Annotated in this window: 17 protein-coding genes and 1 riboswitch; of the genes, 6 read left to right on the top strand and 11 right to left on the bottom strand. The window is 72.4% G+C overall.

What is annotated here, in order from left to right:
* Positions 1–51 precede the first annotated feature (51 nt).
* Positions 52–684: an isochorismatase family protein gene (locus SGA01_RS08625; RefSeq protein WP_141294927.1), complete on the bottom strand. Its 633-nt coding sequence runs from the start codon at positions 682–684 to the stop codon at positions 52–54.
* 199 nt (positions 685–883) lie between these two features.
* Here SGA01_RS08625 and SGA01_RS08620 point away from each other — a divergent pair, with 199 nt between their 5' ends.
* Entirely contained in the window at positions 884–1,573 is a 690-nt protein-coding gene (locus SGA01_RS08620) for a TetR/AcrR family transcriptional regulator (protein ID WP_141294925.1), read from the top strand.
* Here the strand turns inward: SGA01_RS08620 and SGA01_RS08615 are convergent.
* Entirely contained in the window at positions 1,554–2,540 is a 987-nt protein-coding gene (locus SGA01_RS08615; RefSeq protein ID WP_141294923.1) for a helix-turn-helix domain-containing protein, read from the bottom strand. The two genes, SGA01_RS08620 and SGA01_RS08615, sit on opposite strands and share 20 nt — an antisense overlap.
* A gap of 122 nt (positions 2,541–2,662) precedes the next feature.
* Between SGA01_RS08615 and SGA01_RS08610 the strand changes: the two genes are divergently transcribed.
* On the top strand, positions 2,663–3,700 hold the full coding sequence (locus tag SGA01_RS08610) for a saccharopine dehydrogenase family protein (RefSeq protein WP_141294921.1): 1,038 nt from the start codon (positions 2,663–2,665) through the stop codon (positions 3,698–3,700).
* A 45-nt stretch (positions 3,701–3,745) separates the two neighbouring features.
* Here the strand turns inward: SGA01_RS08610 and SGA01_RS08605 are convergent, their stop codons facing one another.
* Genes SGA01_RS08605 through SGA01_RS08590 form a run of 4 tightly spaced genes read right to left on the bottom strand, consistent with a single transcriptional unit; the run spans position 3,746 to position 9,355 of the window.
* Positions 3,746–4,396 (bottom strand): thymidine kinase, encoded by a 651-nt coding sequence (locus tag SGA01_RS08605; protein WP_141294919.1) that lies wholly within the window; start codon positions 4,394–4,396, stop codon positions 3,746–3,748.
* Between the two features lie 56 nt (positions 4,397–4,452).
* Positions 4,453–5,658: an alkaline phosphatase family protein gene (locus SGA01_RS08600; RefSeq protein ID WP_141294917.1), complete on the bottom strand. Its 1,206-nt coding sequence runs from the start codon at positions 5,656–5,658 to the stop codon at positions 4,453–4,455.
* Complete coding sequence (locus SGA01_RS08595; protein ID WP_055645982.1) at positions 5,658–6,254, bottom strand: DUF5998 family protein; 597 nt, start codon at positions 6,252–6,254, stop codon at positions 5,658–5,660. The genes SGA01_RS08600 and SGA01_RS08595 overlap by 1 nt, the downstream gene beginning before the upstream one ends.
* A 38-nt stretch (positions 6,255–6,292) precedes the next feature.
* Positions 6,293–9,355 carry a bifunctional acetate--CoA ligase family protein/GNAT family N-acetyltransferase gene (locus tag SGA01_RS08590; protein WP_141294915.1) on the bottom strand — a complete coding sequence of 1,021 codons (3,063 nt, stop codon included), beginning with the start codon at positions 9,353–9,355 and terminating at the stop codon, positions 6,293–6,295.
* 175 nt (positions 9,356–9,530) lie between these two features.
* Between SGA01_RS08590 and SGA01_RS08585 the strand changes: the two genes are divergently transcribed.
* A complete protein-coding gene (locus SGA01_RS08585) occupies positions 9,531–9,812 on the top strand; it encodes an HPr family phosphocarrier protein (protein WP_015036698.1) in 282 nt (93 codons plus the stop codon).
* A 146-nt stretch (positions 9,813–9,958) separates the two neighbouring features.
* Here the strand turns inward: SGA01_RS08585 and SGA01_RS08580 are convergent, their stop codons facing one another.
* The 4 genes from SGA01_RS08580 to SGA01_RS08565 form a co-directional block, all read right to left on the bottom strand.
* Positions 9,959–10,642, bottom strand: coding sequence for a GntR family transcriptional regulator (locus SGA01_RS08580; RefSeq protein WP_141294913.1), 684 nt, complete (start codon positions 10,640–10,642; stop codon positions 9,959–9,961).
* A 184-nt stretch (positions 10,643–10,826) separates the two neighbouring features.
* Entirely contained in the window at positions 10,827–11,609 is a 783-nt protein-coding gene (locus SGA01_RS08575) for a M23 family metallopeptidase (RefSeq protein ID WP_141294911.1), read from the bottom strand.
* Positions 11,610–11,621: 12 nt separating this feature from the next.
* A riboswitch (cyclic di-AMP (ydaO/yuaA leader) is annotated at positions 11,622–11,785 on the bottom strand.
* Between the two features lie 223 nt (positions 11,786–12,008).
* Positions 12,009–13,376 carry a M16 family metallopeptidase gene (locus SGA01_RS08570; RefSeq protein WP_055640946.1) on the bottom strand — a complete coding sequence of 456 codons (1,368 nt, stop codon included), beginning with the start codon at positions 13,374–13,376 and terminating at the stop codon, positions 12,009–12,011.
* Between the two features lie 26 nt (positions 13,377–13,402).
* The gene (locus SGA01_RS08565; protein ID WP_055640947.1) at positions 13,403–14,749 is read right to left on the bottom strand and encodes a M16 family metallopeptidase; all 1,347 of its coding nucleotides are present in this window, start codon (positions 14,747–14,749) and stop codon (positions 13,403–13,405) included.
* Positions 14,750–14,936: 187 nt separating this feature from the next.
* On the opposite strand from SGA01_RS08565, the gene SGA01_RS08560 reads away from it, so the two are divergent.
* Positions 14,937–17,399: a DNA gyrase/topoisomerase IV subunit A gene (locus SGA01_RS08560; RefSeq protein ID WP_141294909.1), complete on the top strand. Its 2,463-nt coding sequence runs from the start codon at positions 14,937–14,939 to the stop codon at positions 17,397–17,399.
* 51 nt (positions 17,400–17,450) lie between these two features.
* Here SGA01_RS08560 and SGA01_RS08555 read toward each other — a convergent pair whose 3' ends face one another.
* A complete protein-coding gene (locus tag SGA01_RS08555; protein WP_141294907.1) occupies positions 17,451–18,509 on the bottom strand; it encodes a CobW family GTP-binding protein in 1,059 nt (352 codons plus the stop codon).
* Positions 18,510–18,756: 247 nt separating this feature from the next.
* On the opposite strand from SGA01_RS08555, the gene SGA01_RS08545 reads away from it, so the two are divergent.
* Positions 18,757–20,442 (top strand): ATP-binding protein, encoded by a 1,686-nt coding sequence (locus tag SGA01_RS08545; RefSeq protein WP_141294903.1) that lies wholly within the window; start codon positions 18,757–18,759, stop codon positions 20,440–20,442.
* Complete coding sequence (locus tag SGA01_RS08540) at positions 20,439–21,128, top strand: DUF7342 family protein (RefSeq protein ID WP_141294901.1); 690 nt, start codon at positions 20,439–20,441, stop codon at positions 21,126–21,128. Before SGA01_RS08545 ends, SGA01_RS08540 begins: the two co-directional genes overlap by 4 nt.
* The last annotated feature ends 22 nt before the right edge of the window (positions 21,129–21,150 follow it).

Below are 21,150 nucleotides of genomic sequence, written 5' to 3'. Positions count from 1 at the left end.
ATCAGGCGGTTTTCCGGTACACCCCGGGTGAACTCCCGGTGCGGTCGGCCTTTACGCGGGTCGGCCGGCCGGTGTCGGGGCCACGAGCTCGTCGACCGTGCGCGCGACGGTGCCGAACAGGTCGGAGACCGTCGTCAGGCTCGCCGCCTGGAGCGCGTCCGACGTGAGGACGGTGCCGTCCGGCGCGGCCAGCGGGCGGGTGGCGGTGGCCTCGGCGACGACGGTCGGGCGGTAGCCGAGGTTGAAGGCGCCCTGCGCGGTGAAGAGGACGCACATGTGCGTCATGAATCCGGCGATGACGAGGTCGGCGCCGGTGCCGACGCCGAGGTCCTTGAGGGTCTGCTCCAGGTCCGTGGCGTGGAAGGCGTTCGGGACCTGCTTGACGACCACCTTCTCGCCCTCGATCGGGGCGACTTCGGCGCTGATCGAGCCGATCTCGGCCCGGATGTCGTAGGGAGTTCCCTCGCCGCCGTCGTTCACGACGTGCACGACGGGCGTGCCGGCCGCGCGGGCGGCCGCGAGCAGACGGGCTCCGGCGGCCACGGCCTCCTCGGCACCGTCGAGCAGCATGACGCCGGTGCGGTAGGTGTTCTGGAAGTCGATCATGACCAGGGTGGACTCGGCCAGGCGCGGAAGATCCTGGGGCAGGCCGATCACATCGCGCAGGGTGGTGGACGCGGTCATGGCGGGGTCCTTCCGGTTCGTTGCTTACGGGGCGAGGAGGAGCCGAGCGCCCAGGAGAGGTCCTTCGTGGAGGCGGCCACCTCCCGGACGTTCTTCACGCTAACACATTACGTAATCATCGCTAACGCGATTCCGCGGAGGTATCCCGAGCGCCCACAAACCCCCAGGTCCCGGTGTTAGCGCTGTTATCGTGGGAGCCATGTCGACGGCACGAGAGCGCATCCTGGAAGCCACCGAGGAACTGCTCGCCACCAAGGACGCCCTGGCCATCTCGACGCGGGCCATCTGCGACCGGGCGAAGGTCGGCATGCCCGAGATCTACCGCCAGTTCGGCGACAAGCAGGGGCTGCTCACCGCCGTCGCCGACATCGGCTTCGAGCGCTTCCTCGCCGCCAAGCGGCGTAATCCGCTCACCGACGACCCCGTGGCGGACCTGCGGACGGCCTGGGACAGTCACGTCGCTTTCGCGCTGCGCAACCCGTATCTGTACCGCCTGATGTTCACGCCGACGGGCGACGCCAAGCCGCAGGCGATCAAGGAGGCGCAGGCCATCCTCCTGACGGCCGTGGAGCGCTGCCGGGACGCCGGGCGGCTGCGCATGACCCCCGAACTGGCCGGACAGTCGATCCTCTCCGCCAACGTGGGCGTGTGCATGATGGCGCTGTCGTTCCCCGAGCTGTTCGCGGGCGACGAGATCTCGCGGGCGGTGCGCGACGCCGTGATCGGCAAGGCCACCGGGGACGAGCGCGAGGACTCCCGGATCGGTACGGCGACGGTCCTCGCCCAAGCGCTCGTCGGCACCCTCACGGGCACGGCACCCGTCAGCGGCGCCGCCCTCGACGACCTGACCCGCGCGCTGACGCCGCCGGTCACGCCCCCGGAGGCATAAGGGAGCCGAGGCCGGGGCCTTCGGGGCGCGACCGTGCGCGGAAGGTGCGGCGGTACGTGTCCGGGGGCACCCCGACCGTGCGGTTGAAGTGCCGGCGCAGCGTCGTGGCGGTACCCATGCCGGTCGCCGTCGCGATGGCGTCCACGCCGTCGTCGGTGGCCTCCAGCAACTCCTGGGCGCGGCGGATGCGTTGCGTCAGCAGCCACTGCAGCGGGGTGGTGCCGGTCGCCGCCCTGAAGTGGCGCCCCAGGTTCCGCGAGCTCATGCGCGCCTGACGGGCCAGGTCCTCCACGGTCAGCGGCCGGTCGAGGCGCTCGACGGCCCAGGGCAGCAGGGCGGTGAGCGGGTGGTCGTCCTGGGCGGGCACCGGAGCGGTGACGAACTGGGCCTGCCCACCGGCCCGGTGCGGGGGCACGACCAGGCGGCGGGCGATCGTGTTGGCGATCGCCGAACCGTGGTCGAGGCGGACCAGATGCAGACACAGGTCCATCGCGGCGGCCTTGCCGGCGGAGGTGAGCACGCTGCCGTTGTCCACGTAGAGCACGTCCGGATCGACCTCGACCCGGGGGTAGCGGTCGGCGAGGGCCCGGGTGTGCGACCAGTGCGTGGTCGCGCGCCGCCCGTCGAGGAGCCCGGCGGCGGCGAGGACGAACGCGCCCGTGCACAGGGAGACCACCCGCGCGCCCGCCTCGTGGGCCGCACGCACGGCGTCGACCAGCTCGGCGGGCGGATCCACGTCGACGTCGGCCCAGCCGGGGACGATCACCGTGTCGGCGTACGGAAGCCGGTCGAGGCCATGGTCGGGCTCCAGCCGGAACCTGCCGACCCGCACGGCGTCGGGTCCGTGGAGGGCGAAGTCGTACCAGGGGTCGCCCAGATGGGTCAGGTCGGAGCCGAAGACCTCGTACGCCAGAGAGAGTTCGAAGTGCAGCATTCCCTCGGTGACGGCCAACGCGACGGTCTTCATGTCCGTAATTGTACGCAGCATGTCGTTCCAGACACTCACGCCGGCCGCCCACCACCCCGCAAGATGTTCACAGTTGAACAAACGGGAACGGCAAGAGCAGCAAGAAACGGCGGGAGAAGTCGATGACGGCAGGTCAGGCGGTAGCGGTGTTCGGTGCCTACGGGCACACCGGGCGGTTCGTGGTGGCGGAGTTGCTGAACCGGGGATTGGTGCCGATCCTGACCGGACGCGACGCGGACAAGCTGGCGGCGCTCGGCGCGTCCCACCCGGGGCTCGCCGTCCGGCCTGCCACGGTCGACGACGCGGCCTCACTGGACCGCGCCCTGGCCGGCGCGGCGGCCGTGATCAACGTCGCCGGGCCCTTCGCCTCGACGGCGGCCCCGGTGATCGAGGCGGCGCTGCGCGCCGGGATCCCGTACGTCGACGTGGCCGCCGAGCTCGAGGCCAACGCCGACACGTTCGCACGGTTCGCGGAGCGCGCCGCCGACGCCGGCACGGTCGTGATCCCGGCGATGGCCTTCTTCGGCGGCCTCGGCGACCTGCTGGTCACCGCGGCGATGGGCGACTGGACCTCGGCCGACGAAGCCCATGTCGCCTACGCGCTGAGCAGCTGGCACCCCACCGCCGGAACCCGCAGCGCGGGCACCGTCTCCCGGCAGCGCAGGGAGGGCCGGCGCGTCGTCTTCAGCGAGGGCCGGATGCAGTACCGCGACGACGCTCCGCCGACGACGAAGTGGTCCTTCCCCGAACCGATGGGGGTCCGGTCCGTGATCGGCGAGTTCACCATGGCCGATGTCGTCACCGTCCCGAGCCACCTGGCCGTCCCCGAGGTGCGCACCTACATGACGGTCGAGGCGGCGAAGGACGTGGTGGCTCCGGAGACGCCGGCGCCGACCGCGGTCGACGAGGCCGGGCGCTCGGCCCAGACCTTCCTCGTCGATGTCGTCGTGCGCTCCGGCGACGAGGAACGGCGCGCCACGGCGAGCGGCCAGGACATCTACGCCTTCAGCGCACCGCTCGCGGTGGAAGCCGTCCAGCGCGTCCTCACCGGCCGGATCAAGACGGTGGGCGTGGCCTCCGCCGGCGCGATCTTCGACGCACCCGACTTCCTCCGCGCCCTGACCGAGCAGACGTCGCTCTCCCTCGCGCCGCGAGGGTGACGCGCCCGTCAGGCGTTGACGACCGGAGGGTGGGCAAGGCCCTCGTCAGGCGTTGTTGACCGGCAGGACGTCGGGCGAGAGCGCGCCCGCTTGGGCCGTGGACGAGGTCATGAGACGACGGTGGTGGCGTCGGCAGAGCACCTCGTAACCGACCTCCCCCGCCGGACGGTTCACGTCGCCGACCACGACCTGGGCACCCTCGACGACCATCTCGCCGCCCACCGTACGGGCATTGTGCGTGGCCCTTGCCCCGCACCAGCACAGCGCCTCGACCTGGAGCTGCTCGAGCCGGTCCGCCAGCTCGATCAGCCGCTGCGAACCGGGGAAGAGCTTGGTCCGGAAGTCGGTGGTGATGCCGAAGGCGAAGACGTCCAGGCCGAGATCGTCGACGATACGGGCGAGCTGGTCGATCTGCTCCGGCGCGAGGAACTGCGCCTCGTCGACGATCACGTAGTCGGCCTTGCCGCCCTGGGACAGCTGGGCGACGAGATACGCGTACAGGTCCATGCCCTGCGGAGCCTCGACCGCCTCCGTCACCAGACCGAGCCGGGAGGACAGCTTGCCCTCGCCCGCCCGGTCGTCGCGGGTGAAGATCACGCCCTGGAGCCCGCGCGCGTCGCGGTTGTGGGCGATCTGGAGGGCCAGGGTGCTCTTCCCGCAGTCCATGGTTCCGGAGAAGAAGACCAGCTCGGGCATGACGGGTCAGGGACCTTTCAGGTCGTGGGGGGTGTGAGGCGTGGGGCGGCGAGGGTTCAGGAACGGACTTCGAGCAGCGGGACGAGCTGCTCCGCGGGGGTCATGGACCCGTGCATGCCGACCATCGCCGACTCGTGGGGCTCGTTGACGGACGCGGTGATCGCGACGTCGTCATGGGCCGCGGCGACGACGTCGCCGATCCTGCCGTACACCCGATCGTCGATCTCGTCGCCGAACCAGCCCAGGGCGATGGCCTCGTCCCGGCTCGCCACCCAGAACTGCTCGCCGATCACCTCGCGCCAGCAGGTGAGGACGTCCGCCTCGGCGCCGGGCACCGCGTACACATGCCGGGCCCGGCCTTCGCCGCCGAGCAGGGCCACGCCCGCGCGCAGCTCCCAGTCCTCGTCGAAGTCGATGCGGTGCTGCTCGTCGAAGGGGATGTCCACCATGCCGTGGTCGGCCGTGACGTACAGCGCGGAGCGGGGCGGCAGCTGCTCCGCGAGACGCTGCACGAGCCGGTCGACGAACATGAGCTGTCCGCGCCAGGCGTCGGAGTCGATGCCGAAGCGGTGGCCCGCCCCGTCGAGTTCGCTGTAGTACGTGTAGACCAGCGAGCGGTCGCCGGCGGCGAGCTGCTCGGCGGAGAAGTCCATGCGCTCCTCGCCGCTGAGCCGCCCGTGAAACGTTCCGCCGCTGAGCGCGACCTGGGTGAGCGGGGTCTGCTCGAAGATCGGGGAGGACACCTGGGCGGTGTGGATCCCGGCCGCGTGCGCGAGCTGGAAGACGGTGGGGTACGGCTGCCAGACGCGCGGCTCGGTCCACGGCCGCCAGCGCAGCTGGTTCATCAGCTCGCCGGTGTCGGGATTGCGCACGGTGTAGCCCGGCAGCCCGTGCGTACCGGGGTAGCGGCCCGTGCCGACCGAGGCGAGCGAGGTCGCGGTGGTGGCGGGGAAGCCGGCGGTGACCGGGCGGCCCGTGCCGCCGCGCGAGGAGCCGAGCAGCGAGGTCAGGTACGGGGCCTCGTCCGGATGGGCCTTGATCTGCTCCCAGCCGAGTCCGTCGATCAGGAAGACGCAGTTCCGGTCGGCCGGGGTCAGCTCGGCGATCCTCGGGTCGAAGCCGGGCACGCCCTGCGCCGCGACGAGCGTCGGGAGCAGGTCGCCGAGGGAGCCGAAGGTGTACTCGGGCACCGGAGCGGTGTCCAGGGACAGCGGGACCGGGTCGTCGGGCCAGCCGTGGGCGACGGCGGCGGGCTGGACCATCAGCGAGCGGTGGCGGCGGTGGCCGCGATCGCTTCGGAGAGCGCCTGGGCGAAGGCCAGGGTCTGCCGGACGGTGTCCGGACCGTCGCCGGCCTCGCTCACCCGCAGGCTGAGGTCGTCGGCGGTGGCGTTGCCCGTGTAGCCGTGGTCGGCGTCACAGTTGGCGTCGCCGCAGGCGGCGGGCTCCAGGTCGATACGGGAGACGGCGCCCCAGCCGATGGTGAGCACCACCTCGCGGGGCAGCGTGCCCGGGGTGTACGACTCGGGGTTGGCGACGACGCGGCTGACGACGACCGAGGAGATCCGGTCGAGCTTCACGGACTCGGTGGACGTCGTGGCGTACGGCGTCGGGGAGCTGGTGTCGGCGGCCTGCTCGTCGGTGTGGCTCACGATGAAGCGGTGCGGCGTCAGGACGAGGACGGTGACGTGGCGCCGGACCTCGTTCGCGTCGAAGGTGGTCTCCTGGTGCACCACGTACGACGCCACGGCCTCGCCGCCGACGGCGGCCTCCACCGCCTCGGCCACGAGGGCCGGGTAGTAGCCGCTGCGCTCGATCGCCGCGCGCAGCCCCTGGGTCGTCGTACCGCTCTTCGCCATGGACTCCATCCTACGGGGCCGTGGGCCCCCTCAGAGCCTCAGTAACTCGGCAGGCGACGCGGACCGAGGTCGGTGCGGGGCGGGGGCGGGGCCAGTCGGACGGTCGCCCCGAGGACGGACAGTCCGCGCGGGGCCACGACGACCGGCTCCAGGGAGACCGCCACCACCTCCGGGTGGTCGTCGACGAGCCGGGAGACCCTGAGCAGGAGCTCCTCCAGGGCAGGGGTGTCGACCGGGGCGGATCCGCGCCAGCCGAACAGCAGCGGGGCGGTGCGGATGGAGCGTACGAGCTCGGCGGCGTCCCGGTCGGTGGCCGGGACCAGCCGGTGGGCCGTGTCGCCGAGGAGCTCGGAGGCCGCTCCGGAGAGCCCGAAGGAGAGGACGGCTCCGACAGCGGGGTCGATGGCGGAGCGGACGAGGGTGTCGACGCCCCGGGGCACCATCGCCTGGACGACGGGCTGGAGCTCCTCGGGCTTGCCGAGGACCTCGGTCAGCTCGGCGTAGGCGGTGCGGAGCTGCTCCTCGGTGGCCAGGTCCAGGCGGACGCCGCCGAGGTCGGGGCGGTGGCGCAGGTGGGGCGCGGTCGTCTTGAGCGCGACGGGGTAGCCGAGTCGGCGGGCGGCGGCGACGGCCGCGTCGGGGGTGGGCGCGGGGAGGGTGGGCAGGACCGTGATCCCGTACCGCGAGAGCAACTCCCCGGCGTCCTCGGTGTCGAGGGTCACACCGCGGCTGTCCCCGTCGCCGCCGGCGCCGAGCACGCGCTCGATGAGCGCGGCGGCGCCCGCCTCGTCGATGTCCTCGTACTCGGGCACCCGCCCGGGCTCGGCGGCCTGCCGCCGCCACTGCCCGTACCGCACGGCCTCGGCCAGCGCCCGCACGGCGCGCTCGGCGGCGGGGTAGGCGGGGATGGTGGCCGGCCGGTCGGGGGCCTGGGCGGCGGTGCCCTGCTCGGCACTCCGGGTGCCGGCGGGGGTGGCGGTCTGCGCCGGGGGCACCGGGGGCGGGGCGCTCGCGTGGGGCGCGGCGTCGGACCCGGTGGAGGTCGTGAGGCGGGCGGAGGCCTGGGCCGTGTCGGATCCCGGCGCCGACACAGATCCCGATACAGATCCCGACGCCGGTGTCGAAGCCGGTGTGGACGCCGATGTCGACGCCGTTGCCGACGTCGTACGGGTCCCTGTCGGCGTCGGTCGTGTGCTCGTCGCGACCGCGAGGGCCTCCGCCAGGCCGCCCATCTCGACGTGGACGACGACGACGGGCTTCACCGGGGCGGGGACGGAGGCGACGGCCTCGCGGAGGGAGGCGGCGAGGACCTCCCCGTCTCCGGACTCGGTGGCGCCGTTCTCCCCGACCCAGGGGATCGCGTTCACCACGACCGCGTCCGAGGTCTCGTCCGCGAGCGCCGCCGCGAGCGCGTCCCGGAAGTCCGCCGGGCCCGCCGCGGTCGTCAGGTCGAGCGGCCGCAGCGGGCGCAGTCCCTCGGTCAGGCAGGCGTCGTACGTGAGGAGACCGAGCGACTCGGAGTTGCCGAGGATCGCGACCCTCGGTCCGGCGGGCAGCGGCTGGGCGGCGAGGAGCAGTCCGGCGTCCACGAGTTCGGTGACGGTGTCGACGCGGATCACCCCGGCCTGGCGCAGCAGCGCGGAGACCGTGGCGTGCGGGATGCGGGTGACGGGCACCCGGTGGCCGGGCGGCGCGCTGCCGCTGTGCCGGGCGCCCTTGACGACCACGACCGGTTTGACCGCGGCGGTGCGGCGGGCCAGCCGGGTGAACTTCCTGGGGTTGCCGATCGACTCCAGGTAGAGGAGGACGACGTCCGTGCCCGGATCGTCGTACCAGTGCTGGAGGAAGTCGTTGCCGGACACGTCGGCGCGGTTTCCGGCCGAGATGAAGGAGGAGAGCCCGGCGCCGTGCCGGTGGAGTCCGGCGAGGAGGGCGATCCCGATCGCGCCGGACTGGGTGAAGAGGCCGATCCGCCCGGCGGCCGGCATGTGGGGGGCGAGGGAGGCGTTGAGCCGGACGTCCTCGGAGGTGTTGATGATCCCGAAGGCGTTGGGCCCGATGATCCGCATCCCGTACGAGCGGGCCTGCCGTACGAGCTGGCGCTGTCTCTCCCGGCCGGCCGGGCCGCTCTCCGCGTATCCGGCGGAGAGGACGACGAGGCCCAGCACTCCGTGCTCGCCGCAGTCGGCGACGACCTCCGGCACCCGCTCGGCGGGGACGGCGACGATCGCCAGGTCCACGGGCTCGCCGATGGACGCCACGGAGGGGTGGGCGGGGACGCCGTCGAGCTCCGCGGGCCCGTCGGTGAGCGCGGCGTTCACCGCGTGGACGCGGCCGGTGAAGCCGGCGCCGAGGAGGTTGCGGAGGACGGTCCGGCCGACACCGCCGGGGGCACGCCCGGCGCCGACGACGGCGACGGAGCGGGGGGTGAGGAGCCGCTGGACGGACCGGGCCTCCGCGCGCTGCTCCCGCGCGCGCTGGACGGCGAGGGAGCGGTCGGTCGGTTCGAGGTCGAGGTGGAGCCGGACGGAGCCGTCCTCGAAGCTCCGCTTCTGGGTGTAGCCCGCGTCGGTGAAGACCTTGATCATCTTGTTGTTGGCGGGGAGCACCTCGGCGGCGAAGCGTCTGATGTCCCGCTCGCGCGCGACCGCCGCGATGTGTTCGAGGAGGGCGGAGGCGACGCCGCGTCCCTGGTGGGCGTCCTGGACGAGGAAGGCGACCTCGGCCTCGTCGGCCGGTTCGGAGGCGGGCATGCCGCGTTCGTCGATGCGGTCGTAGCGGACGGTGGCGATGAACTCGCCGCCCACGGTCGCGGCGAGTCCCACCCGGTCGACGAAGTCGTGGTGGGTGAAGCGGTGGACGTCCTTGGCGGAGAGCCGGGGGTAGGGCGCGAAGAAGCGGTAGTACTTCGACTCGTCCGACACCTGCTCGTAGAAGCTGACCAGCCGGTCGGCGTCGTCGGCGGTGATCGGCCTGATGCGAGCGGTGCCGCCGTCCCGGAGCACCACGTCCGCCTCCCAGTGATCGGGATAGGCGTGCTCCGGTGATGCCGGTGGTGCCGGTCGATCCGCCGCTTCCGACTGCTCCGACGCGCTCTGCATGGGGCCAGCCTACGGCCGGTCCACGACACCGGCACCGGTCGCGCGGCGGGTGCGTGCCGTGCAAGGTGGGGAGGGCCGAAGGGCAGTCGCATCCGGGCCGAAGGTCGGCACGAGCACCGCGCGTCCCATGAGAGACTGGTCTAGACAACCCGCTTGAGACTTGAAGGGCAACACCATGGCTGAGCGCCGCGTCAACGTCGGCTGGGCCGAGGGCCTCCACGCCCGCCCCGCGTCCATCTTCGTCCGTGCCGCCACGGCTTCCGGCGTTCCGGTGACGATCGCCAAGTCCGACGGCACCCCCGTGAACGCCGCCTCGATGCTCGCGGTGCTCGGCCTGGGCGCGCAGGGCGGCGAGGAGATCGTCCTGGCTTCGGAGGCCGACGGCGCCGAGGCCGCGCTGGACCGTCTCGCGAAGCTGGTGGCCGAGGGTCTCGACGAGCTCCCCGAGACCGTCTGACCCCGCTTTCCCGTACGACGAGAACCGCGACTGCCGGAATTCCGGCGGCCGCGGTTCTCTCGTTTTCAGAGCCTGCATTTCCGAGCATTTCCGGGCAGCGCGAATAGGCTCCGCCGAATTACTCTTCTTTGTATACGGTGCGCGCGTTAATTCTGGCCGCTCGCCGTGTTGACGACATGTTGCGAAACCCTCACACGGCCGCCGTCCGGCCTTTTGAGCCGGTGCAGCGCCAGCGAGCGCTCCGCGTGCAGCGCCGTCAGCGCCCTGGCCCGCTCGGCGTCGCCGCGCGCGACGGCGTCCACGATCGCGCCGTGCTCGGACCATGCCTCCACGGGGTGGGTGGGCTGGTCGACCGCGTACATCCAGGCGATCTTGTGCCGGAGCTGGGTGAGCAGCGCGGTCAGCGCCGGGCTGCCGGAGGCCTGCGCCAGCGTCTCGTGAAACCAGCCCCCGAGCGAGCGCAGATCCTCGCCCTGGCCGCGCCTGGCCCGCTCCTGCCCCAGCCTGACCAGGCCGCGCAGCACCTTCAGGTGCGCCTCGGTGCGGCGCTGCGCGGCGCGGGCGGCGCCCAGCGGTTCGAGCAGGGCCCGCATGTCGAGCAGATCGGCCGCCTCCTGCTCGGTGGGCTCGGCGACGTGGGCGCCGGCGTGGCGGCGGGTGACGACGAAGCCCTCGGACTCCAGGGTGCGCAGGGCCTCTCGGACCGGGACACGGGAGACCCCGTAGCGGCGCGCGAGCTGCTCCTCGGTCAGCCGCCCGCCCCGCTCGAAGACACCGGAGACGATGTCGTCCCGGATCGCCGTGCATACCGATTGCGCGGGAACGCGCATGTCCGACCTCCGCCTTGGTCCGCGAGAGACAATTCGAGCGACGCCTGTTCTGCGTCTGTTCCGCGACTCTATTGCAGTGGGCCGGAAATTCCGATGCCCCTCCGGAATCCAGGTATATGTTCCGGACGGCAAAAAGCCCCGGCTCAGTACGAGCCGGGGCTTCTGCGACGTGATCGGCGTGGCGTCAGAGGCTGACGCCGCGGGCACGCAGGTAGGAGATGGGGTTCAGGTCCGAGCCGTAGTCGGAGCCCGTCCGCGCCTCGAAGTGGAGGTGCGGGCCGGTCGAGTTGCCGGACGAGCCCGAGATGCCTATCTGCTGGCCCGGCTCGACGCTCTGGCCGACGTAGACCCCGATGGACGAGAGGTGACCGTACTGGGTGTACGTGCCGTCGTTCATCCGGATGACGATGTTGTTGCCGTACGCGCCGCCCCAGCCGGCCTCGACGACGGTGCCGGAGCCGACGGAGACGACCGAGCTGCCGTAGGAGGCGTGGAAGTCGATGCCGGAGTGGCTGCCGGAGGACCAGAGCGAGCCGCCGGTCTTGTAGCCGGTGGTCACGTACGAGCCGGCCACGGGGAGCTGGAAGGAGTTGAGGCGCTGACGCTCGGCCTCGCGGGCGGCGCGCTCGCGCTCCTCGCGGACCTCCCTGGCACGGGCCTCGGCCTTGCGCTTCGCCTCGGCGCGGGCCTCTGCCTGGGCCTTCTCCTTGGCGACGGCCTCGAAGGCCTCCTGCTCCTGGGCGGCGGCCTGGGCGTCGATCCGGTCCGCGAGCGAGTCCTCGGTGATCACCTGCGTGAGGCCGGTGTCCTCGGCGGAGCGGTTGTCCGTGTCGGCGGCGAGCGCCGGGGAGGCGAAGCTTCCGATGACGCCGGTGGTGGCGAGTGTCGCGACGCCGGCGATGCCCACGCTGCGGCGCGCCATCCGGCTCGGCCCACGATGCTTCCCGGTGGCACGGGTGAACGCCATGTAGGGGCTGGTCCTTTCCTTCCTTCTCGCCTACCGGGTTAGCTGACGGGTTCGGAGCAGGAAGGTCTCCTACGAGCCCCTCCGTACGTGACGAAGGCGCCCGATTCACCCCAGGGACTGTGTGGGTCCCCGGCTCCCCAGGCTCGCGCCTGACGGGGACTCGGCGATGACTGTCCGCTGCCGCGAGTGCGGCACGTGCAACTGACGAACAGCCGCACCGACGCTATGCGGATCGTCTGTCAATCACCAAACAGACACGCCAGTTTGTAAGACATGCCACAGGGCAGACGACCACCCTTGCCCGCAATCCGGACAAAGCGGAAGGCCTCGACGAAATCATGACGTCGAGGCCTTCCGTCGCCGGGTCGGCGTGTGCGACCCGGCGGTCGGCGCATGCGATCAGCCGGTCACCACGGTGACTTCACCGATGCCGAGCGCGCGCACGGGCTCGGCGATCTGCGCCGCGTCGCCCACGAGCACGGTGACGAGCCGGTCCACGGGGAAGGCGCTGACCACGGCCGCGGTCGCCTCGACCGTGCCCGTCTCGGCGAGGCGCGCGTACAACTGGGCCTGGTAGTCGTCCGGGAGGTGCTGCTCGACCTGGTCGGAGAGCGTTCCGGCAACCGAGGCGGCCGTCTCGTACTTGAGCGGTGCCACACCCACCAGGTTCTGCACGGCCGTCTCGCGCTCGGCATCCGTGAGACCCTCCGCCGCGAGGGTCCGCAGCACCTTCCACAGGTCGTCAAGTGCCGGGCCCGTGTTGGGGGTGTCGATCGAGCCGCTGATGGCGAGCATCGAGGCGCCGTTCCCCTCGGCGTCGGAGCGGAGCACCTGCCCGAAGGCCCGCACGCCGTACGTGTAGCCCTTCTCCTCGCGCAGGACCCGGTCGAGCCGCGAGGTCAGCGTGCCGCCGAGGCAGTACGTGCCGAGGACCTGGGCCGCCCAGACGCTGTCGTGGCGGTCCGGACCGATCCGGCCGATCAGCAACTGCGTCTGGACCGCGCCGGGACGGTCCACGATGACGACCCGTCCGGTGTCGTCGGCGGTGATCGGCGGCATCGCGAGCGCCTCGGCCGGCTCCCCGGTCCAGGCGCCCAGCGTCTCGGCGAGGACCTTGTCCAGGTCGACGCCCGTCAGGTCGCCGACCACCACGGCGGTGGCCGTGCCGGGGCGGACGTACGCCTCGTAGAAGGCGCGGACCGCGGCGGCGTCGATCGCGGCGACCGTCTCCTCCGTGCCCTGACGCGGCCGGGACATGCGCGACTCGGCCGGGAAGAGCTCCTTGGAGAGCTGCTTCGCGGCACGACGGGCCGGGTTGGCCGTCTCGTGCGGGATCTCGTCGAGGCGGTTGCGCACGAGGCGCTCGATCTCGGTCTCCAGGAACGCCGGGGCGATCAGCGCCTCGGAGACCAGCCCGAGCGCCTTGGGCAGCCGGGAGACGGGCACCTCGAGGGAGACCCGGACGCCCGGGTGGTCCGCGTGCGCGTCGAGCGTGGCGCCGCAGCGCTCCAGCTCGGCCGCGAACTCCTCGGCGCTGCGCTGGTCCGTGCCCTCGGAGAGAGCGCGGGCCATGATCGTGGCGACGCCGTCGAGACCGGCCGGCTCGGCGTCCAGCGGGGCCGGCAGGAAGAGCTCCACGGCCACGACCTGCTGGCCGGGGCGGTGGCTGGTGAGCACGGTCAGGCCGTTGGCCAGGGAGCCGCGGTCCGGGGCCGGGAAGGCCCAGGGCCTGGCGACGCCCGGCGCGGGCTGCGGGTGGAAGTCCATGCTCGTCAAAGACACGGCAGCGTCGGTCACTGGTCCGCTCCCTCTTCCTCGTCGCTGTCGCTCTCGCTCTGTTCGGTGGCCACCGGCTCGTAGACGAGCACCGCGCGGTTGTCGGGGCGCAGCCGGGCCTCGGCGGCCGCCCGCACCTCCTCGGCGGTGATGTCGAGGACGCGGTCGACGGCGGTGAGGGCGAGCTGCGGGTCGCCGAACAGCACCGCGAACCGGCACAGTTCGTCGGCGCGGCCCGCGACGGTGCCGAGCCGGTCGAGCCACTCGCGCTCCAACTGGGCCTGCGCGCGCTCCATCTCCTCGGACGTCGGCCCCTCGGCGGCGAAGCGGGCGAGCTCCTCGTCGACGGCGGCCTCGATCTGCGGGACCTCGACGCCGCCGGAGGTCTTGACGTCCAGCCAGCCCAGCGAGGGGGCCCCGGCGAGCCGCAGCAGGCCGAAGCCGGCGGCGACGGCCGTCCGGTCCCGGCGGACCAGGCGGTTGTGCAGACGGGAGGACTCGCCACCGCCGAGGACCGTCAGGGCCAGGTCGGCGGCGTCGCACTCGCGCGTGCCGTCGTGCGGCAGCCGGTAGGCGGCCATCAGCGCACGCGCCGGGACCTCCTCGACGAGGACCACACGCTGCTCCGAGCCCATGACGTCGGGCAGCGAGCCGTCACGCGGGGGCAGCTTGCCGTCGTGGGACGGGATGGAGCCGAAGTACTTCTCGACCCAGGCGAGGGTCTCCTGCGGGTCGATGTCGCCGACGACCGACAGCACCGCGTTGTTCGGCGCGTAGTACGTGCGGAAGAAGTTCCGCGCGTCCTCCAGCGTGGCGGCGTCCAGATCCGCCATGGAGCCGATCGGCGTGTGGTGGTACGGGTGGCCCTCCGGGTAGGCCAGCGCCGTCAGCTTCTCGAAGGCCGTGCCGTACGGCACGTTGTCGTACCGCTGGCGGCGCTCGTTCTTGACGACGTCCCGCTGGTTCTCCATGGACTCGTCGTCCAGGGCCGCGAGCAGCGAGCCCATGCGGTCGGCCTCCAGCCAGAGCGCGAGCTCCAGCTGGTGGGTGGGCATGGTCTCGAAGTAGTTGGTGCGCTCGAAGCTCGTCGTGCCGTTGAGCGAGCCGCCCGCGCCCTGCACCAGCTCGAAGTGCCCGTTGCCGTGGACCTGCTTCGAGCCCTGGAACATGAGGTGCTCGAAGAGGTGGGCGAGGCCCGTGCGGCCCTCGACCTCGTGCCGCGAACCGACGTCGTACCAGAGGCAGACCGCGGCGACCGGGGTCAGGTGGTCCTCCGAGAGCACCACGCGCAGGCCGTTCGCCAACCGGTGCTCGGTCGCTGTCAGGCCGCCGGAGCCGGCCTCGGCCGTGGCCGTGTGACCCATGGGCATGTACGTCCCTTCGATCGCGATGTGAAAAAGTCCTGCCACTGTATGCAAGCGCGCCGACACCTCGCGAAGTTCCCGCCCCTTCCAGATGTCCCTCTTCCGGGTCGCGGTCGGCGTTGTCGGTGGCACAGTCCACAATGGTCCGCGTCAGATCAACCATGTTGGTGAAGGAGCCGCAGCCGCGATGGCCCGCCGCAGCACGAAGACACCGCCGCCGGACGACGCGTACGAGGAGAGGATCCTCGACATCGACGTCGTCGACGAGATGCAGGGCTCCTTCCTCGAGTACGCGTACTCGGTGATCTACTCGCGCGCGCTTCCCGACGCCCGCGACGGCATGAAGCCCGTCCAGCGCCGCATCGTCTACCAGATGGGCGAGATGGGGCTCCGGCCCGACCGCGGGTTCGTCAAGTGCGCCCGCGTCGTCGGCGAGGTGATGGGCAAGCTCCACCCCCACGGCGACGCGTCGATCTACGACGCCATGGTCCGCATGGCGCAGCCCTTCTCGATGCGGCTGCCCCTCGTCGACGGCCACGGCAACTTCGGCTCCCTCGGCAACGACGACCCGCCCGCCGCCATGCGGTACACGGAGTCGCGCATGGCCCCCGCCGCGCTGCTGATGACCGAGTCCATCGACGAGGACACGGTCGACTTCTCGCCGAACTACGACGGCCAGGAGCAGGAGCCGGTGGCGCTGCCCGCCGCCTACCCGAACCTGCTGGTCAACGGCGCGTCCGGGATCGCGGTCGGCATGGCGACCAACATGCCGCCGCACAACCTCGGCGAGGTGATCGCGGCGGCCCGCCACCTGATCCGCCACCCGGGCGCCGACCTCGAGACGCTGATGCGCTTCGTGCCCGGCCCCGACCTGCCGACCGGCGGCCGGATCGTCGGCCTGTCCGGCATCAAGGACGCGTACGAGTCGGGCCGCGGCTCCTTCAAGATCCGCGCCACGACGACCGTGGAGACGGTGACGGCCCGCCGCAAGGGCATCATCGTGACCGAGCTGCCGTTCACGGTCGGCCCCGAGAAGGTCATCTCCAAGATCAAGGACCTCGTCGGCTCCAAGAAGCTCCAGGGCATCGCGGACGTCAAGGACCTCACCGACCGCAACCACGGCCTGCGTCTCGTCATCGAGATCAAGAACGGCTTCGTGCCGGAGGCGGTCCTGGAGCAGCTCTACAAGCTGACGCCGATGGAGGAGTCCTTCGGCATCAACAACGTGGCGCTGGTGGACGGCCAGCCGCTCACGCTCGGCCTCAAGGAGCTCCTGGAGGTCTACCTCGACCACCGCTTCGAGGTCGTCCGCCGCCGCTCCGAGTTCCGCCGCACCAAGAAGCGCGACCGGCTCCACCTGGTCGACGGCCTCCTCGTCGCCCTGCTCGACATCGACGAGGTCATCCGGCTCATCCGGGAGAGCGAGGACTCCGCCCAGGCCAAGGAGCGCCTGATGGAGCGCTTCTCGCTGAGCGAGATCCAGACGCAGTACATCCTCGACACCCCGCTGCGCCGCCTCACCAAGTTCGACCGCATCGAGCTGGAGACCGAGCGCGACCGGCTCAACGGCGAGATCGACGAGCTGACCGGGATCCTCGACTCCGACGCGGAGCTGCGGAAGCTGGTCTCGGCGGAACTGGCCGCGGTCGCCAAGAAGTTCGCCACCGACCGTCGGACGGTCCTGCTCGAATCGGCGGGCGCGCCGGTCGCGGCCGTTCCGCTGGAGGTCGCGGACGACCCCTGCCGGGTGCTGCTCTCCTCGACGGGACTGCTGGCCCGTACGGCGACGGCGGAGCTGCCGCCGGCCGACCCGGACGCGCCGCGCACCAAGCACGACCTGATCGTGTCGGCGGTGGCCGCCACCCAGCGCGGCGACGTCGGCGCGGTGACCTCGGACGGCCGGCTGCTGCGGATCGCGGTCATCGACCTGCCGCAGCTCCCGGACACCGCGACCACCCCCAATCTCGCGGGCGGTGCGCAGCTCTCGGAGTTCCTGTCCCTGGAGGCGGACGAGTCGGTGGTCTGCCTGACCACGCTCGACGAGTCCTCGCCCGGTCTCGCGCTCGGCACGCTGCAGGGCGTGGTGAAGCGCGTGGTCCCGGACTACCCGGCGAACAAGGACGAGCTGGAGGTCATCACCCTCAAGGAGGGTGACCGGATCGTCGGCGCGACCGAGCTGCGGACGGGCGAGGAGGACCTGGTCTTCATCACCTCCGACGCCCAGCTCCTCCGCTACCCGGCCGCGCAGGTCCGGCCCCAGGGCCGGCCGGCCGGCGGTATGGCGGGCATCAAGCTGACCGAGGGCGCCGAGGTGCTCTCGTTCACGGCGGTCGATCCGGCGGCGGAGGCCGTCGTCTTCACCGTCGCGGGCTCCACGGGCACCCTCGACTCCTCGGCGGGTACGTCGGCGAAGCTGACCCCCTTCGACCAGTACCCGCGCAAGGGCCGCGCGACGGGCGGTGTCCGCTGCCAGCGGTTCCTGAAGGGCGAGGACGTCCTGATCCTGGCCTGGGCCGGTGCCACTCCGGCACGGGCCGCGCAGAAGAACGGCACCCCGGTACCGCTGCCGGAGGTGGACCCGCGCCGCGACGGCTCGGGCACGCCGCTGCCGCAGCCGGTGGAGGTACTGGCCGGCCCTCCGGGGAACTAGGGCCCGTCCGGGCGGCTCACGGTCCCGAACCCGAGCCGCCCGGACCAGGATCTAGCTCTCGTCCGGTTCCTCGTCCGTCCGGCTCTGGCGCACGTACCGCAGGACGCCCCACATGCTGTGCTCGTCGGGGGCGTCCTGCGGGCCGTTCTGCTCGCATGCGGCGAGCTCCTTGCGCAGCCCGGCGGCGTCGACGCCGGAGCCGATCAGGACGAGCTGGGTGAGCCGCTCCTCGCCCGCGGGCCACGGCTCGGGGTAGAAGCGCAGGAAGCGGCCGACCGCGTGGACCGCGTAGCGGTTGACCGGGTCGGCGGCGCCGAGGTCCACGAAGCCCTTGATCCGGTACAGACCCTCGGGCCGCGCGTCCAGGAAGGCCATGAGGCGGCGCGGGTGGAGCGGGGTCGAGGCGGTCAGGGAGACCGTCTCGTACGCGGCGTGCGGATGCGCGTGGGCTTCGTCCTCGGGGCCGTACAGGATGTCCTCGATGGACATCTGGCCCTCGATCTCGTCCTCGGGCACCACCCGGTCGAAGAGCAGCTCCGGATCGACCCGCCCGTGCGAGGCGTCGACCACGACGGCCTTCCCGGCGAGACCGCCGACCGTCTCGCGTACGGCGGACAGCTCGGCCGCGGAGACCCGGTCCGCCTTGTTGACGACGACGAGGTCGGCGATCGTGAGGTGCCGGTCGGTCTCGGGGTGGCGCTCCCGGGTCGCCCGGAACTCGGCCGCGTCGACGACCTGGACGAGCCCTCCGTAGACGATCCGCTCGTTCTCGCTGGCGAGCACCATGCGCACCAGCTCCTGCGGCTCGGCGAGCCCGCTGGCCTCGATCACGATCACGTCGAGCCGGGACTCGGGCCGGGTCAGGACCTCCAGGTACTCGTCGAGCTCGCTCGCGTCGACCGCGCAGCACAGGCAACCGTTGCCGAGGGAGACGGTGGAGCCCACCTGCCCGGCGACGGTCATCGCGTCGATGCCGATGTCCCCGAAGTCGTTGACCATGACCCCGATCCGGGTACCCCGGGCGCTGCGCAGCAGATGGTTGAGGAGCGTGGTCTTCCCGGCCCCGAGAAACCCGGCGAGGACGACGACGGGGATCTGCTGCGTGGTCAAGGGTCGTGCCTCCGGTAGCGGGTTCCTTCCCACGGCTGTGGGAAGGCCCCAGGATAGGCGGGATCATCCGGGGGCGTCCGAATCCGCCCCTGAGGCGGGGGCGGCCCGGGGCGCGGCCGGGGAGTCCGGGACGCCCGGGTCGCTCGGGACGCTCGGGTCGCTCGGGTCGCTCGGTTCGCTCGGTTCGCTCGGGTCGCTCGGGTCCGGTATTTCCGGTCCCGGGTCCCCGACCCGTACCTTTTCTCGCATGAGACCCGCACAGACCGGCCCCGCGCGGCCCCTCGCGCGCCGTCGGCGGTTCGGTTGGCCTCGGCGGGTGTTCGCGCAGGTCCTGTTGATGCAGCTGGCCATCGCGACCGGTGTGACCGTCCTCGCCACCGGTCTCTTCCTCGCTCCCCTCAGCGACCAGCTCGACGACCAGGCCATGCGGCGGGCCCTGGCCATCGCCGAGACCACGGCCTCCCCCGGGCTCGCCGCCGACCTCGTCGGCACCCCGCCGTCCGCGCGGGGCCCGGTGCAGACCGAGGCCGAACGGATCCGGGTGTCCACGGGCGCCGAGTACGTCGTCGTCATGGACACCCGCGGAGTGCGCTGGTCGCACACCGACCCCGCCCAGATCGGCCGGCGCGTCTCCACCGACCCGAGCGCCGTCCTCGCGGGCCGCGAGGTGATGGAGATCGACAGCGGCACCCTCGGCCGCTCGGCGCGCGGCAAGGCACCGCTGCGCGACGCGGACGGCCGGATCATCGGCGCGGTCTCCGTCGGCATCGAGTACGACAGCGTCCGCGACCGGCTCCTCGCCGCGATCCCGGGCCTCCTCGCGTACGCCGGCGGAGCGCTCGCGGTCGGGGCCCTCGCGGCGTACCTGATCTCCCGACGGCTCCAGCGGCAGACGCACGACCTGGCCTTCTCCGACATCTCCGCGCTGCTCGCCGAGCGCGAGGCCATGCTGCACGGCATCCGGGAGGGTGTCGTGGCCATCGACCGCACCGGCTCCGTGCGGCTCCTGAACGACGAGGCGCAGCGCCTCCTCGGCCTCGGCCCCGAGGCCGCGGGCCGGTCCCTGGACGAGCTCCTCGGTCAGGGCCGTACGGCCGACGTCCTCGCGGGCCGGGTCACGGGCGAGGATCTGGTGACCGTCCAGGGCCACCGGGTCCTGATCGCCAACCGCATGCCGACCGACGACGGCGGCGCCGTCGCGACCCTGCGCGACCGCACCGAGCTGGAGCGGCTCGGGCGCGAGCTGGACTCGACGCGGGGCCTGATCGACGCCCTCCGCGCCCAGGACCACGAGCACGCCAACCGGCTGCACACCCTCCTCGGCCTCCTGGAGCTGGACATGCACGAGGAGGCGGTCGAGTTCGTCACGGAGGTGGTCGGAGTCCACCGTGCCACCGCCGAGCAGGTCACGGAGAAGGTCCACGACCCGCTGCTCGCCGCGCTCCTGGTCGGCAAGGCGACCGTCGCCGCCGAGCGCGGAGTCTCCCTGCGGATCTCCCCGGAGTCCCTGCTTCCGGACCGTCTCGTGGACCCCCGCGAGCTGGTCACGGTGGTCGGCAATCTGGTCGACAACGCCCTGGACGCCGTCGCGGGCACGCCAGGCGCCCGGATCGAGGTCGCGTTCCGCACGGAGGGCCGTACGGTCGTGCTGCGGGTCACGGACAGCGGCCCCGGCGTCCCCGAGGAGCGCCGTGAGCTGATCTTCACCGAGGGCTGGTCGACGAAGGAACCGCCGCCCCACGGCAGGCGCGGTCTCGGTCTCGCCTTCGTGCGCCGGCTGGCCGAGCGCCGGGGCGGCACCGCCCGTGTGGCCGGGGGCCCGGACGGGGGCGCGGAGTTCACCGTCGTCCTCCCGGACGCCCTGACGGACCCCGAACCCTCCGCCCCCGGTGGAGAGCACTTCGTACCCGAGCCGGCCGGGGAGTCGCGATGATCGAGGTGCTCGTCGTGGACGACGACGTGCTCGTGGCGCGTATCAACGCCGCGTACGTCGCCAAGGTCCCGGGCTTCCGGGTGTCCGCCACCGCCCACTCGACCGCCGAGGCACTGGCCGCCCTGGACGCGCATCCGGTGGACCTGATCCTCATGGACCACTACCTGCCGGACGAGAACGGCCTCGCCGCCGTACGGGAACTCCGCGCGCGCGGCCACCAGTGCGACGTGATCATGGTGACCGCCGCCCGGGACGTCGCCACCGTGCAGGCGGCGATGCGCCACGGCGCCCTCCAGTACCTGGTCAAGCCGTTCAACTTCGCCGGGCTGCGCTCCAAGCTGGAGGCGTACGCGGCGCTCCGGCGCGCTCTGGGAGCCGGCGGCGAGGCGGAGCAGGCCGAGGTCGACCGGATCTTCGGTGTCCTGGCGGCGGGCACCGTCGCCCCCGACCTGCCGAAGGGACACTCCCCCACCACGGCCGAGCTGGTGCGGCAGGTCCTGCTCGCCGCGGGCGGCCCGCTCTCCGCGCAGGAGATCGCCGAGCGGGCGGGCGTGAGCCGCCAGACCGCCCAGCGCTACCTCAAGCTCCTCGAACGCACCGGCCGGGTGAGCCTCTCCCTCCGGTACGGCGAGACGGGCCGCCCCGAGCACCGCTACGCCTGGACGTCCTCACCGCCCGCCGCCTGAGGCCGACTCCGCCCCCTCAGGC

The sequence above is a fragment of the Streptomyces gardneri genome (genome assembly GCF_006539185.1).
Lineage (GTDB): Bacteria > Actinomycetota > Actinomycetes > Streptomycetales > Streptomycetaceae > Streptomyces > Streptomyces gardneri.
This window is presented reverse-complemented; position numbering and strand designations above follow the sequence as displayed.